Source organism: Halorubrum ezzemoulense, assembly GCF_004126515.1.
GTDB classification, from domain to species: domain Archaea; phylum Halobacteriota; class Halobacteria; order Halobacteriales; family Haloferacaceae; genus Halorubrum; species Halorubrum ezzemoulense.
In genome coordinates, this window is record NZ_CP034941.1 from 36,251 (window position 1) to 49,850 (window position 13,600).

Annotated in this window: 13 protein-coding genes and 1 pseudogene; 11 read left to right on the forward strand and 3 right to left on the reverse strand. The window is 54.8% G+C overall.

Annotated features, from left to right (window positions below; all coding sequences use genetic code 11):
• Positions 1 to 711: 711 nt before the first annotated feature.
• Both EO776_RS15795 and EO776_RS15800 read right to left on the reverse strand, forming a co-directional pair.
• Positions 712 to 981 (reverse strand): hypothetical protein, encoded by a 270-nt coding sequence (locus EO776_RS15795; protein WP_094580478.1) that lies wholly within the window; start codon positions 979 to 981, stop codon positions 712 to 714.
• A 29-nt stretch (positions 982 to 1,010) separates the two neighbouring features.
• The gene (locus EO776_RS15800) at positions 1,011 to 1,367 is read right to left on the reverse strand and encodes a hypothetical protein (RefSeq protein ID WP_094580477.1); all 357 of its coding nucleotides are present in this window, start codon (positions 1,365 to 1,367) and stop codon (positions 1,011 to 1,013) included.
• Between the two features lie 114 nt (positions 1,368 to 1,481).
• On the opposite strand from EO776_RS15800, the gene EO776_RS15805 reads away from it, so the two are divergent.
• The 10 genes and pseudogenes from EO776_RS15805 to EO776_RS15850 all read left to right on the forward strand — a co-directional run bounded on the left by EO776_RS15805 (position 1,482) and on the right by EO776_RS15850 (position 12,181).
• Positions 1,482 to 2,303: a CBS domain-containing protein gene (locus tag EO776_RS15805; protein WP_186279068.1), complete on the forward strand. Its 822-nt coding sequence runs from the start codon at positions 1,482 to 1,484 to the stop codon at positions 2,301 to 2,303.
• Between the two features lie 246 nt (positions 2,304 to 2,549).
• A complete protein-coding gene (locus EO776_RS15810) occupies positions 2,550 to 3,527 on the forward strand; it encodes an IS1595 family transposase (protein ID WP_129452557.1) in 978 nt (325 codons plus the stop codon).
• A gap of 220 nt (positions 3,528 to 3,747) precedes the next feature.
• Complete coding sequence (locus EO776_RS15815; RefSeq protein WP_094520620.1) at positions 3,748 to 4,122, forward strand: hypothetical protein; 375 nt, start codon at positions 3,748 to 3,750, stop codon at positions 4,120 to 4,122.
• Positions 4,121 to 4,462 (forward strand): annotated as a pseudogene (locus tag EO776_RS15820) (ISH3 family transposase); the annotation flags it as partial. The gene EO776_RS15815 and the pseudogene EO776_RS15820, both read left to right, overlap by 2 nt.
• 61 nt (positions 4,463 to 4,523) lie before the next feature.
• A protein-coding gene (locus tag EO776_RS15825) for an IS630 family transposase (RefSeq protein ID WP_100050522.1) occupies positions 4,524 to 5,544 on the forward strand; the annotation gives its coding sequence in 2 pieces (ribosomal slippage) (positions 4,524 to 5,024 and positions 5,026 to 5,544; 1,020 coding nt in all).
• A gap of 230 nt (positions 5,545 to 5,774) precedes the next feature.
• Positions 5,775 to 6,796, forward strand: a protein-coding gene (locus tag EO776_RS15830) for an IS630 family transposase (RefSeq protein WP_246041545.1) whose coding sequence is annotated in 2 segments (ribosomal slippage) — positions 5,775 to 6,278 and positions 6,281 to 6,796 — 1,020 coding nt in all. Because the reading frame shifts where the segments join, the coding sequence is not laid out codon by codon here.
• A gap of 99 nt (positions 6,797 to 6,895) precedes the next feature.
• Complete coding sequence (locus tag EO776_RS19445; RefSeq protein WP_241897965.1) at positions 6,896 to 7,264, forward strand: hypothetical protein; 369 nt, start codon at positions 6,896 to 6,898, stop codon at positions 7,262 to 7,264.
• A 710-nt stretch (positions 7,265 to 7,974) separates the two neighbouring features.
• The gene (locus EO776_RS15840; protein WP_094519922.1) at positions 7,975 to 9,804 is read left to right on the forward strand and encodes an acyl-CoA dehydrogenase family protein; all 1,830 of its coding nucleotides are present in this window, start codon (positions 7,975 to 7,977) and stop codon (positions 9,802 to 9,804) included.
• 2 nt (positions 9,805 to 9,806) lie between these two features.
• Positions 9,807 to 11,291 carry an AMP-binding protein gene (locus tag EO776_RS15845; RefSeq protein ID WP_094519923.1) on the forward strand — a complete coding sequence of 495 codons (1,485 nt, stop codon included), beginning with the start codon at positions 9,807 to 9,809 and terminating at the stop codon, positions 11,289 to 11,291.
• 404 nt (positions 11,292 to 11,695) lie between these two features.
• Positions 11,696 to 12,181, forward strand: a complete 486-nt coding sequence (locus EO776_RS15850) for a DoxX family protein (protein ID WP_129452559.1) — start codon at positions 11,696 to 11,698, stop codon at positions 12,179 to 12,181.
• Between the two features lie 302 nt (positions 12,182 to 12,483).
• Here EO776_RS15850 and EO776_RS15860 read toward each other — a convergent pair whose 3' ends face one another.
• Positions 12,484 to 12,903, reverse strand: coding sequence for a universal stress protein (locus EO776_RS15860; RefSeq protein ID WP_094521198.1), 420 nt, complete (start codon positions 12,901 to 12,903; stop codon positions 12,484 to 12,486).
• A 170-nt stretch (positions 12,904 to 13,073) separates the two neighbouring features.
• Between EO776_RS15860 and EO776_RS15865 the strand changes: the two genes are divergently transcribed.
• Positions 13,074 to 13,577, forward strand: coding sequence for a DUF302 domain-containing protein (locus tag EO776_RS15865; RefSeq protein ID WP_094521197.1), 504 nt, complete (start codon positions 13,074 to 13,076; stop codon positions 13,575 to 13,577).
• Positions 13,578 to 13,600 lie beyond the last annotated feature (23 nt).

The window sequence follows — 13,600 nt, forward strand, 5'->3', positions numbered from 1 at the left end:
GTCCCTACGACTAATGCTGGGCGCCGGGACACTTTCGCCACGAGAATACAACAACCCGATTGGAGAACACCGCAGGGGGCCATGCTGTCCTATCGAACCGGTCAACGTGGACCGATCATCGTGCCCCATACCAGCGGGGAACGTTATTTAATGCCCATTTAGACCACCGTATCCGAAACGCTACAGACGGCGAGAGTACGCTCGAAGATGTCGTCGCTGTCGCGAACGCTAAACAGGGGAGCCAGTTCCTTCCGTCTGAACGTGCGGTATTCGATATTGTCGCAACTGTTTCCAATACAGACACAGCGACATGGGCAAACAGTACTGTAGATAGCAGCCAGGCTTTCGGAACTTCATCAATCCAACAAAAGACTACCCCTGAATGGGAGTACCGGCTCTCAATCGCTCGCGAAAATCTAAGCGAACAACCTCTGCTTGGTGTCTTCTTTGGATTGGTGCTTGGGGTTCTGTTGATGGCAATTCCCGAAGAGTACGGCAATGAATCGGAGGATGACAGCCCAGAAAAATCAGAAAACAGCTAGTTGGTAGACGGCTAAGTCCTCTATTAAAGAAGGAGCTCATTCAGGGTATCCGAATCTGTCAGTACACGCTGCGAGAGTGAGTATTGGTTCTGTAGGGCCGAGACTGACTGGGCGAAGTCACCCTGATGCTGAATAATATTGGTGAAGCGCCGTACTGTCCGCCTTCTGGTCACTTGTCCGGCTTCGTCCCGGTTCGCAGATTCTCGCGGTACTCAGCCCACGCCTCGTACATTTCGATCTGCTCGTTTTTCGACATTGTCTCATCGGTGTCCGGGTCGAAGAACGGAAGTTCGTCTTTCTCCGGCATCGCCATCACTTGGCTGAGCGGATAGAGCTCAGAGTAGTAGTTTTCTAGGACCCATTCCTCACCGTGATCTTCGACAGCTTCGGCAATGAATGGGGCTGCTTCCGGGTACTCGTCGGCGAGGGTATCGGGCATTGTAGACTGTAGTGGGAAGGGTAGCGGGCCTACGCGTCGGTGAACTCAGCAAGCGAGTGGTTGGAACTGCTGTGGTTCCACTTTCCGATCTGAATAAGATCGAAGGTCTCGATGTCGTCTTCAACAGCGGCGTCAAGTGTGGCAGTAATGTCGGCAGGGAGACTGTCGACACGGATCGCCGTCACCGGGTGACCTCCAAGCTTGTAGCCGGTTGCGAGACTCGTGGGAGAGACGACGATTACCGCATCACCATCGACAGCGTCGAGGGCGAGTTGGGCATCCCGATGTTGGAGGACGGTCGCATCCAGTTCATCGACAGGGAAGAGACAGGCCGCTGTCCCGTACTGAACACTTGCCCCCGCCGAATAAAAATACCCTTTGGACATAATTGAGTCTAACTATATGCTCTAAAGACATTAATATTGCGGCGCCAAGCATTACCGCGCCACGCGATTCGTGCGGCCCATAAGTTGAATACCCAGCCCGGTTCACCGCCGTGTGTGGCCCGAAATCTATACGAGAGCACCGCGGCAGAACTCGCAACTGGCTCTGTTGAACACGTTTCGTACGATACCGCACCGGGTGCTGCTGCTGAGTGGCTCGTGACGAACGGCTACGATGCGGCGCCAGTTGACCGGGACGGCGACCCAGTTGGATTCATCCACGAAGATGACGTCGACACCGACGATACTGGTGACACGCTTGAGACGGCGCTCACACCGCTCACCATTGACTACATGATTAGCGGTGACACGTCGTTCGCGGAGAGTCTCGCAGCGCTAATCGAGGAGCCGGTCTATTTCCTTGGGGGCCACAACCGGATCACCGGTATCCTCACCCGTGCGGATCTGAATACTCCACCCGCACGGATGTATCTCTTCGATCGGATCACGTACTTGGAAGAACATCTGCGAGAGATCATCTCGGCGGAGGTTTCCGATTGGAAGCAGACTCCTGTGAGCACCGACGAAATCGATGGTATCGAAGCCCGGTATACAGATGCCAAAGCGGCCAACGTGGAATTATCAGAGATCCACTACGCCCAATTTTCGACACTCAGTACAATCGTGTCCAGCGTCGACGCCTGTTGGCAAGAGTGCGGGTTTTCAACGACAGGTGAGGCGCAGTCGCGGCTTCACGATATTACGGAACTCCGGAACGATGTCGCCCACGCTAATCTCCTCGTTGAGAACACGGATAGTGATGAGTTTCTGAGTAGTGGCCGCACGACTGAGAACTTGTATACGCTCCTTGCGGACATCAAGCAGATTCTGACCAGCCTACAGGACGGTGGGTACGCTCCGCCGACCGCCGCTGAGTAGTGCTTGAATCAGCCACATGGCTCTGTTGAAATATATTCGCTCTTATGTAGAAACGCGGAAAGAGGTCGTTTGGTTGTGCCAGCTCCGAATTGAGTACGCTATCTCGGGTTCAAATCGCCGGACTACGGTGGGTGTTCAACATGTTAAATCGTCTTTCCGCAGCTCTACACAAGAGCGTCACGCCGCTCTTATGTAGAAACGCGGAAAGCCCGTATAATTACACTCAGACAGTTCTAATCTGGCGATATGTCTTCCACTGAGTCAGCGTTCGGCGGGATGTTTCGGCAGCTGATCGAGCTAGGAGTCATAGAGATCAACACCGAGCCGCTCGATGCGCGCATCGAGCGGCGACTCAAGCGGTTCTGGGAGAATACATCCTGTCCTCGCTGTGGTCACCAGAGCATTATGACGTGGGAAAAACACGACCGAGTTCGGTGCCGTAATTGCGAATTTAAGCCAGTTTACACCCACGGAACCCCATTTCACGAGAAGCACCTCACCACAGGAGAGGTGCTTCTCGCTTTCACTCTCTACGCAGATACGCTGCTGAGTATCAACCAAATTGCGCCGCTGCTCGGTCGCGCTTACAAAACCGTTCACACGGCGATTCGGGAGGCGGAAGCCGCGGTTCAGCGCGGCTTCCCCCTCACCTGGGAACTGTTTAACCAGACCATCGATGGACCGACACAGGTCGACGAATCTGGCAAAGTCTGTTCTGGCTACAAAGGTCAAGAGCCGCCGCGAAACAGCCGTTCTCGCGGCGGCTCGTCGCGCACTGGCCGATCACGCTGGCGAGGGCGTCACGGTGACCAACTGACGCTCGTCGCGGCGTGCCGCGACTCGCTTCGTGTGATTCGCGGACAGCGTGGGATCGACTACGAAGGCGATCTTGAGCCAGTGATTCAGGAAGCTGAAGACCTCTCCCAGCGGCTGGGAGAGGTCTGGACAGATGGACTCCAAGCGTACCGCGAGATGGATCGGGATCACCGGACGGTCGTCCACAAAGAGAGGTACGTATCGCCTGACGGAGTCCACATCAATCAGGCAGAATGTCTGTTTTCGCTCGTTCAACCGTGGCTGCGGAAGTTCCGCGGCCTGTCCAAGCAAGGCTTGGAGCAGGCCGCTCATACATTCGGGATCATTAGATCGCTGAATCTCACAGGCGCATCCGTCGATATCACCATTGACTGCCTTGTTATAGGGGCTTTCCGTAGTTCTACATAAGAGCGACGTCTGAGAGTACGAATTCCTCTGTGATGGGTCTTTATACACCGATCTGTTGGTTAGAAATCATCAGTGGGTATAACACTCGAGATGATGTTTTAATCCTCGAACAATAGACACGGACGATCAACGGTGCAACCTCTCGACTGCGTGCTGATAGGCCCACGGACCGGCACTCGGCGAGCGAAGGGCTTTGTCCGGTGACACCGAAGCGCACCACATGAGCAGAGCCGTTTCCGTCGCCACGGCGTTTCTCGTCGGTGTCTGTGTGTTTGCATGGCTCGCAGGGCCAGTGCTGGAGGCTCAATTCGGTGCTGAGGCGTTGTTGGCCGCCTATGGGGCCGTGGCCGCTGGAACTGCGGCCACAACGTACGTACTCGTCCGTCGGGTTGACGCCCGGCTTTCGGGAGGAGGGACTAGCGGAGACGAACCGACAATCTCCGACGAGGTCGACACGACCGACAACGATGGGCGGAACGCGAATGCTGGCGAGGACGAGACGCTGACCGTCCGGCTCGACAATCTGGACGATCTCGACGTGGAACGGGAGGTTCGACAGCTGAAGGCCGAACGCTCCGGCGGCGACGAGGACTGACGCGCTGTTCATCGACCCACTACGAGACGCTCGATACCACTACGTGAAACGCTTCGGTATCGAGACGAGCTATCGACTCTCCAAACAAAGTATTGCGACGACCTCGACACAAAATCCGGTCGTACGGCTGCTGTACGTCGTGGTGAGCTTGTTTTTATAGAACTTCTGGCGGTATTTACACTGGGAGTACGTGGCGACGCCCCGCCGTGGGGGGCGTCGCCTCTGGAAGTGGTCGTTCAAGGAGTTCATCAATATGATTCAACGGGCAGCGTGGACGGCCCTCGCGACGCGTCGGGCCGTCCCCGCAAATCGATCACCAGACGATCGGTTTACTCGCTAATCTCCGACCGGGCTATACTCAACGTCGAAAGTTTTGAGACACAGAAGCTCATCGTTTGAGTATGTCCAAGGACGGGAACAAGATTCCCGATCTTTCAGTTGAGCGCGTCCGCGAGCAGCTCGCGGACGAGCGTGATCCGAAAGCAATCAAACGGCTCACTACTGCACGCGAATATCTCGCTGGGCTATCTCCAGATAAGATCGAGGAAAAATACGGATGGCCTCGTCAGACAGTGTACAACTGGTTGGATCGCTTCGAAGAGCGCGACTTTGAAGACGCGCTCTACGACGACGAACGTCCAGGAAGACCGCCTGAGCTCTCTGACGAACAGTTCCAACAATTCGCTGAAACACTCAACCAATCACCCGAAGAAGCTGGATACGATGAGCCTGCTTGGTCGAGTATACTAGCTCAACAACACCTCATAACTGAGTTTGATGTTGCACATTCCCGGCGTCACGTTCAGCGACTAATGAAAGAGGCCGAGGTTTCCTGGAAGAAACCTCGGCCAGAACCAGCCTCGGCTGACGAGGAAGATCTTGAACGGTACGACGACGAGCTCAAAAAAAGTCGGGAGACGGGATGAAGACAGGCTGGTCATAACGATTGATCAGTTCAGGAAATCGGTTGGAGCTGATCTCAGATATGCGTGGTTTCCGATTGACGAGAGGCCGACAGTGAACGTGTCGGCCTCTCGTGATGGAATCAATTTCTTGGGCGGTCTCACCGAGAACGGCGAGACCATGTTTTTGGAATGCGCTGGTTCGTTCAACAAGGAAACGACGGTTCGATTTCTCCAGTCACTTCAGGCAAGATTCGGAGAGAAGCTACTCGTAGTTCTCGACAAAGGTTCCTATTTCACAGCGAAGAAAGTCAAGGAGTTTGCCGAGAAATCGAAGCTAGAGCTTCTATATCTCCCGACTGGGATGGCTAAGCTAAATCCAACCGAAGAGTGTTGGCGACAACTTAGATCAGCTCTTGGTAATCAATACTTTGGAGAAGTTGACGAACTTCGGAGTGAGATCCGCTCAGCGATGAAAGAGATTGATCCGCCCGGAGTATATCAATATCTCTGTCGGTGAGTATAGCCTTCGCCAGGAGTGGCAACGCTGTCGCGTCGGCGGCAGCCGCCGCCGACAGCGACAGCTCTCCGTCGGTTCGTCGACGATCTTCTCGTCAAGACCACCCAGCACAACCGCTCCGCCACAGAACTCAGGCTTCAGAAACAGCTAGCCGAGGATGTTTTGTGAGGTACTGATAGTAGTCATACTGTCAGCTAAATATTCTTTAGGTTAGAGTGTGATTAGCAAGTATGTCCACGCTTGACGCCGCCACTCTTGACGACCTCCGCGACGCTCTCGCGGAGGTCGAAGATAAAAAGCCGACACAGCGGCTAATGGCGGTGATCAACTATCTTGAAGAAGACGATGCAACGATGGCGGAGGTTGCTGAACGATACGGATACACCGGTCCATGGTTGTCTCGGTGGGTTGGCCGGCTCGACCGGCTCGCTGATGAGCCGGTCGAGCAAGTCGCCTACGACGATCCGCGCGAAGGCAGACCAACCGAACTCTCTGATGAACAGCACAAGCGGTTCGTCAAGGTACTTCACGAATCGCCCGAGGAAGTAGGATTAGACGCGCCCGCGTGGTCTGTTCCACTAGCTCGTCACTATCTCGCCGAAGAGTTTGACGTTGAGTACTGTGAGCGGCACGTCCGGAGATTGATGTCTGAGGCCGGGCTGTCCTGGAAGACAGCCCGGCCGGAGTTCTACAAATCCGACGAAAGAGCCCAAGAAGCTTGGAAAGAAGGCTTCAAAAAAAGCGCAACGACCTGGACGACGAATACACGATCCTGACCATCGATCAGACGAGACAGGTTCTCTCGACGTTGATTTATGCGTGGTTTCCGGAAGGGGAGCGCCCGTCACTGCCGGTGACGGGCGCGTGGGATAGCATCAAGTTGCTTGGTGCAGTCAGCGATGGCGGTGAGACGTTCTTCCTGCCGTGTGCAGGGAATTTTAACAGCGACACGACGATTCGACTTCTCGACGCACTTCAGACTGAATTCGGCGAGAAGATTTGCGTCGTTTTGGACAACGCCTCGTATTTCACGGCGAACAAGGTCCAAGAGTTTGCTGAAGGTACACCGATAGAACTCTGTTACCTACCGCGGGGTTCACCGGAGCTGAACCCCGCGGAAGAGTGTTGGAGACAACTTGATCAAGAACTTGGGAACCGCCTGTTTGACACACTCGACGATCTGCGTGAGGCTGCTCTCTCTGCACTCAACCGGGTCGAAATCCCAGATGTGTTCACGTATTTATGTCCGTGAGTATCATTCACAGCCATTAGATCCGCTGAAGTCTTATTCTTCAAATGGTCTTGTATTAATAGCACAACAATAATACTTGTCGAGTCACACTAATATAATGTGTCTACACCGACTCAACAGGCGCCGGCGGGGAGTTCTGGGATAAACTCGCTATCAACACTTGAGCAAGTCGTACTTATTCTGTTAGGCATCACAGCCGCAACACACCTATATGCTGGTGTTGTAGAGGGAGCGCCGCCGGTACTTCTTGCTGGTGTTGGCTTCATCGGGGGAATGCTCCTGTACACACGGGGTGTCCGTCGCCATGGTCTCGCTATCGCCGCGATTCCGTATACAGCTGTCCAGATCCCACTGTGGTATATCGCCAAGGCGGGGAACTTCACTCTCGTCGGGTATGTCGATAAAATCGTTCAGATTGTGCTTGTTGTGGCGCTTGTCGCTCTTGTCTTCCGACAACGCGACGCATGAGCCACTTAAGCTGGTGTTAAGTTAGAGGATGAGGCCGACGATTTTGAGTGCCTATGCCAGAGTTCGACCGCCTCAGCTAGGTGGGCCTTCACATAAGTGCGTACAGCTTCCGCCAGCATGCCTCCTTGAAATGGAGCTTCTCCTTTGCCGACCGGACCTGGTCGTTGACCGTCTGCGGGCTTGCCTTTCGATCATCAGCCCACGAAGACTGCCGAGTCGAGTAGAGCGCCTGTGTCATCCAGTAGTCCAAGGTCTCAGCGAGTGACTAGAGTTCGTTCGCCAGCACGGCGAGTTCGACCGTCGTAATCTGCCGACCGATGTCGACCGCAGTCAGCTTCTCTTGATAGTCGTTGATCGCTCGTCAGCCGTCTTCGATCTTGAACTCCAAATTAATGACGCACTTCCCATCCGCCCCGTAGACGAATCCCACATCCACAAACCGTTCTCCGCCGATCCGGCGACGGGTGTGGATAGCGAAGTGAGGAACCGAGTTGTCTCGTACCTCCTCTACAATGGGTCGTCGTCGAACTTAGCCGCTGGGTTACACACGGACACTTTCACTCAACTCCGATGTGATCGGCTGCGAATACATCTCCCACGAAAACTTTGATTATCAACTGTGGCCCGTTCTCCTCAGATAATAAACAATATACAACCAATAGTACATTCACTAATATTCATTATTAATTGGTTTGTATACTCAGTAAACTATGGTAGAACCACCCATAGAGTACGAGCAGTTTGAGGAGGGACGCCATGTCAATTACTGGGATCTCAACCCCGTTCTACAGGAAGAAGCGAGGCGACTCTATCCAGATGACGAATTCGGGTGGGCGGAGGAGAAACTCCAAGAATTCGGCCATATTGTCGGTCACACTATCGCAGACAACGCAGACCGAATCGACAGACACGGGCCGACACTCCAATCACACGACAAGTATGGGAAGTTGCTAAACCAAGTTGAGTACCACCCCGATCAGCTTGAGAACGAACGACTCATCTATGAACATGGAATCGTCGCTGATGCATTCAAGCCACCGGAAGGACGAGATGAACCAGTTGGGTTACTCCACACCTTGACTGAGCAACTACTTCTTTCGTATGCCGACACGGGACTTGTCTGCGCGCAGTCCATGACGGCAGGAGTCGCGCTGACATTGCGAAATCACGACCATACGGAAGACTACACCGAGTATCTGGACCAGCTTGCGTCCACCGACTATGAGACCGTCATCGAAGGTGCGATGTTCCTCACCGAGGAGCAAGGCGGAAGTGATGTCGGGGCGGCCGAAACAGATGCTGAGCCTGTGGTGGCGCCGCACCAGGCAACTGAATCATCAGCTGCTCAAGCCAAAGCCACTCAAGACGGTGGTGAGTTACAGACGCGAGAGTACAAATTGACCGGAGAGAAATGGTTCTGTTCGAACATCGACGCTCAGGGGACTTTGGCCCTTGCTCGACGTCCCGACGCGCCCGATGGTACAAGGGGGCTTTCGCTATTTCTTGTTCCACACGAATTGCCGTCAGGAGAGTTGAACGAACAGCGATATCGGCGGCTCAAAGACAAACTCGGCACAGAGAGCGTCCCTACTGGTGAAGTCGAATTCGACGGTACCACTGGTTATCTCGTTGGTGAGCCCGAGCGCGGGTTCAAGTACATGACGACGATGGTGAACTGGGAGCGAGTGACTAATTCTGTGGGTGCTGTCGGCATCATCGGACGATTGTTGCTTGAGAGCAAGGTCAAAGCAGCGAATCGGGATGCGTTTGGACAGGCGATTCAAGACTTCCCGCTTATGCAGCGCGACTTGGTGGAGATGGCTGTTGACCACGAGGCTACGTTGACTTTCGCAATGGAAGCTGCCCGATGGTTGGACAGATACGAGCGTGATCACGGTGATGACGACGCATTCCAGTTGATGCGACTGCTGGTTCCGGTCTCCAAGCACGTCACGACGCGGAAAGCCGTCGAAACTGCGTCATATGCCATGGAAATCCAGGGTGGAAACGGATATGTCGATGATTTCGTCACCCACCGCCTGTACCGCGATGCACAGGTCCTACCAATCTGGGAGGGGACGGCGAACATCCTCTCACTTGATGTGCTGCGAGCCATGGAGAAAGAGGCCGCACACGAGGCATTGCTACCGCTCGTCTCGGGATATCTAGACAACGTCGAGCATCCGTATCTCCAACCGCTCGCAGAAACGGTACAAGCGGAGTTTGAACAATTACAAGAAGCGCTGCTCGGACTGGCCACGACAGACGACGAGTCCGCACAATATGCCGCAAAGGACGTCACTGAGTACATCTATGACGTCGTCACGGCCAGTATTCTCCTAAGTCGGGCACAAGAACACTTGGACGACGGTGACGCTCGCAAAGCAATCGTTGCGAACCTATTTGTCGAGCGCGAGTTGGCGTCCGATTCGCCTGGCGTGCAGACTGATGCGACTCCCGCGATGGAGTACTTCGACGCAATTGTCCAGTACGACAGTCTCGACGATACGAAACTTCCAGAACAACCAGTTACAACCTAACAATGTACACCATACCCTCAGTCCTCGACAGAGCGCGCACGCTGTTCCACAACAGTACCGTCTCCGACGGGGCCAGTGAAACGACGTACGAACAGGCATACGAGAATGCCCAGAGACTAGCAGGTGGGCTTGCGGATCGCGGGGTAGATGCTGGGACTGTCGTCGCAGTCGCTGACTGGAATACGCCCAAATTTTTCGAATTGCTGTACGCTATCACTGGAATGGAAGCGATCATCTACCCGGTGAATCTGAATCTCCCACCCGAGCAAATCGGATACACGCTGGAGAAATCAGATTCGACCCATCTGATCTACTCTGATGACTTCGAAGCACTCGCCCAGCAATTCCCAGGCGAAACGCTACATACTGATGACCTCGAAGAAAGTGACCCAGTTACTCTCGACGTTGAGGAAGATACCCCAGCAGTTATGCTGTTCACCTCAGGCACGACTGGTAAACCCAAGCCGGTCAGATACACCCACGAGCAATTCATCCACGGTGGCGTGAGTATCGCACACCAACTGACCGAATACGACACACCAGCCTCGCTGTCAGGAGAGGACACCCTGTTACCCAGTATCCCGATGTTCCACCTACTGGCTTGGGGATCCCCGGTCATCGCGCCGTATCTTGGCACAGACCTACTGATGACAGGCCAATACGACCCGGAAACAGTCGGGTCGCTGGTTGAAGACGGCGAGGCAACTTGGACGAACATGGTCCCGACGATGGCACGCCAGTTGCTGGAAACAGATTACTCTCTTGACGGCCTCAAGGTGTTGACCGGTGGTAGCACGATCCAGCGTGATCTGGTCTCCCAGTTCCGCGAGCACGATATCGAATTCTCGACGATCTATGGCGGGACAGACATGCTCGCCGCCTCGATATCGATTTGGAGTGACGAGGCTCGGGACGAGGGAGGGTATGAGTATCTGCGCCGGGTGACTCACCCAGTACCATTCGGCGAATTCCAACTCGTACACCGAGAGGGTATGGAAGATGATATGGGTGAAATTCAATTTCGGGCACCGTGGCTCCCCGACGGCTATTACAAACTGCCAGAAAAGACTGCAGACGCCTTCGTCGACGGTTGGTTCAACACGGGAGACATCGGGCGACGGATGCCAGATGGTGGAATTCGGATTCTCGACCGCGTCGATGACACGATAAAGAGTGGCGGAGAGTGGATTCCATCAAGCATTCTCGAATCGATTATCGTAGACACGACAACCGTCGCCAACGCCGCTGTTCTCGGGAAACCCGACGATGAATGGGGCGAACGGCCAGTTGCCGCTGTAACACCAGTTGACGATACATTCGAGAAAGAATCGGTATATGACCAACTAACGAAGGCAGTCGAAAAGGGACAAATCAACGACTGGTGGATTCCCGATGAGATATTCACATTAGACGAGCTCCCGTTAACCAGCACAGGCAAAATCCAAAAGGAGACCCTCCGAGAGAGGTTGGATTTGAAACACTCTTAACACCCCACCAGGACTCTCATAGCTGCCTCAACCTCCCCGCTTCGTACTCCTGTACTAACTCTCTACTAGGTACTTCCCCGGTGAGGCTCTGTTCTCGTTCAATCTCCAGCGGCATGGGGAGAGGGGGTGACTAACTGCGTAGAAGTGTGAAGTTCGAGGGACACTCATCCACGGTATCCGGGCTGTAGCGCCCATAGATCGGCTTCTTTCGCACACGGACTAGTCAAAAGACGTACTCTGTGGCACGGAATGCAGGTCGGTCTCTTGTGCCCCATGTCTTGTGTTACGCTCATATGGAGTAGCAGCGTTTCCATCAGGTCAACAGAGCAAGTCAAAGAATCTGACACGGTCGATCAGGAGCTAGAAGCCTTTTAGCCGGCAAAATCGTAGCTATCACGCACGTAATGGCAACCTCAGAAAACGAATCGAAAGACACGCTAACCGTGTATCAAGAGCGGTTGGACGCACTCGACGCGACACTGGCATCGAAAATGGACCGTTGGAGTGTTCCAGCGTTGCGAGCCGCTGTCGGAGCGGTGTTCATCTGGTTCGGCGTACTCAAAGTACTCGGCGTCTCGCCGGCCGGTGACCTCGTCGCCTCAACGGTGTACATTCTTCCGCCTGAGTTTTTTGTCCCGGTACTTGGCGTATGGGAGGTGATCATCGGGATCTGTCTGCTCTATCCACCGCTTACGCGTGTTGGATTGCTGCTGTTAGCACTCCAACTTCCGGGGACGTTCCTCCCGATGATACTGCTGCCTGAAGTTGTCTATACCACGTTCCCGTACGGGTTAACGGTCGAGGGTCAGTATATCGTAAAGAACCTCGTAATAATTGCCGGCGCACTCGTTCTGGGAAGTACTGTGAGAGACGAATCTGCGTCAGTGTGAATTAGACAGTTGGCTGCTCGTGCTGAACGATGAACATAGAACGATTCACAAGCTATTGTTTACAGTTAAAATATGTCTGAATTATAGTTGGAAAGATCCTGCGTATTGACCGCCGAGGATTCTACTAAGTCCCACCGCGTCGCCGGCGTCCCCGGTGGCTCCCGTATCGAGAGCAGGAAGCGGTTCGCCTTCGGTCTGGAGATGTCGGAGACGACAGCAGACAGAACCTCGGCCATACCCGCAATCGCAGGGTCGCCGAGACACGTGACAGGGGCTCGTCCGTCGAGAAGCCGACGACTCTGTCACCGGACGACGGTTACAGGGACGGGCGACCGACGAACTACCTTCTCCGCGACGCTCCCAAGCAGGAGGCGTGAGACGCCTTCACGGCCGTGGCTCCCGACGACGACGTGGTTGATGTCGTCGCGTTCTGCGTAGTCGACGACGGTCCGGGCGGGGTCACCGACGTCGTGGACCGTTCGAACCGTTGCGTTCGACTCAGCGGGCGTCTCGAACTTCGTGAATACCTCCTCCGCCCGCTCGGTGGCTAGTTCTGTGAGTTCTGCGTCCGTACCGAAGGGGTCAGGTGTCTCATAGCCCGCTTCTCCCGGATCGAAGACGAATAGAACCGTCACCATGCTGGGGTCGAACCTGTCGAAGACGACCTTCCGGGCGTGTTCGGCGGGCTCCGATCCGTCGTAGGCGAGTAGTATGTTCGTCATAACACAATATAACTCACACAAGAACACAAAATATTCTTGTGGTAATAGCAAAAGGCCACTCTCAAAATTTTGATTAAGCTCTTTTTATTCTCGGTCTCCAGTTGCTCAAAGTCGGATATCGCTGTGTATGCCATAGCGCTTTTGTGTATAACACACAATAAAGCACATGAATGCCCGCAGACGAAAACCAAGGCTTTGAGGAATCGTTCGCAGACATCGGTGCTCGCGAGACCTACCTCGGGACGACTCACGAGGACGCGGTTGAGCGGGTCAGGGAGGCGTTTACCGACGCCGGGTTCGGCACCCCGACCGAGTTCTCCCCCTCGGAGAACATCCGCGAACACACCGGCGAGGAGCTCCCGGCGACCCGGATCATCGGCATCGGCAACCCCCACGCGGGGAAAATCGTTGCCGAGGAGACGCGTGGCGACGCGGCGACGCTGTTCCCTTGTAACGTCGTCGTCCAGCAGGTCGGCGAGGAGACCCAGCGTGTCTACCACGTCAGCCTGCCGAAGGTGCTCGAACAGGTCGGTCTCGCACCCGACGACCCTGCGTCGTCCGACACCTGGCAGGAGGCCCTCGACATCGCCGGCGGTGGTGTTGAAGACGCCTTCGAGCGGCTGAACGCGAGCGACGTCGCTGCGCCCAACGGCCCTGCGCCAGCAGACGACTGAGACATCACACCTTACTTCCACAC

Coding starts and splice junctions, on each gene's coding strand:
- EO776_RS15795 (WP_094580478.1), bottom strand. CDS start 981: ATGCCCGATACCCTCGCCGACGAGTACCCGGAAGCAGCCCCATTCATT.
- EO776_RS15800 (WP_094580477.1), bottom strand. CDS start 1,367: ATGTCCAAAGGGTATTTTTATTCGGCGGGGGCAAGTGTTCAGTACGGG.
- EO776_RS15810 (WP_129452557.1), top strand. CDS start 2,550: ATGTCTTCCACTGAGTCAGCGTTCGGCGGGATGTTTCGGCAGCTGATC.
- EO776_RS15815 (WP_094520620.1), top strand. CDS start 3,748: ATGAGCAGAGCCGTTTCCGTCGCCACGGCGTTTCTCGTCGGTGTCTGT.
- EO776_RS15840 (WP_094519922.1), top strand. CDS start 7,975: ATGGTAGAACCACCCATAGAGTACGAGCAGTTTGAGGAGGGACGCCAT.
- EO776_RS15845 (WP_094519923.1), top strand. CDS start 9,807: ATGTACACCATACCCTCAGTCCTCGACAGAGCGCGCACGCTGTTCCAC.
- EO776_RS15850 (WP_129452559.1), top strand. CDS start 11,696: ATGGCAACCTCAGAAAACGAATCGAAAGACACGCTAACCGTGTATCAA.
- EO776_RS15860 (WP_094521198.1), bottom strand. CDS start 12,903: ATGACGAACATACTACTCGCCTACGACGGATCGGAGCCCGCCGAACAC.
- EO776_RS15865 (WP_094521197.1), top strand. CDS start 13,074: ATGCCCGCAGACGAAAACCAAGGCTTTGAGGAATCGTTCGCAGACATC.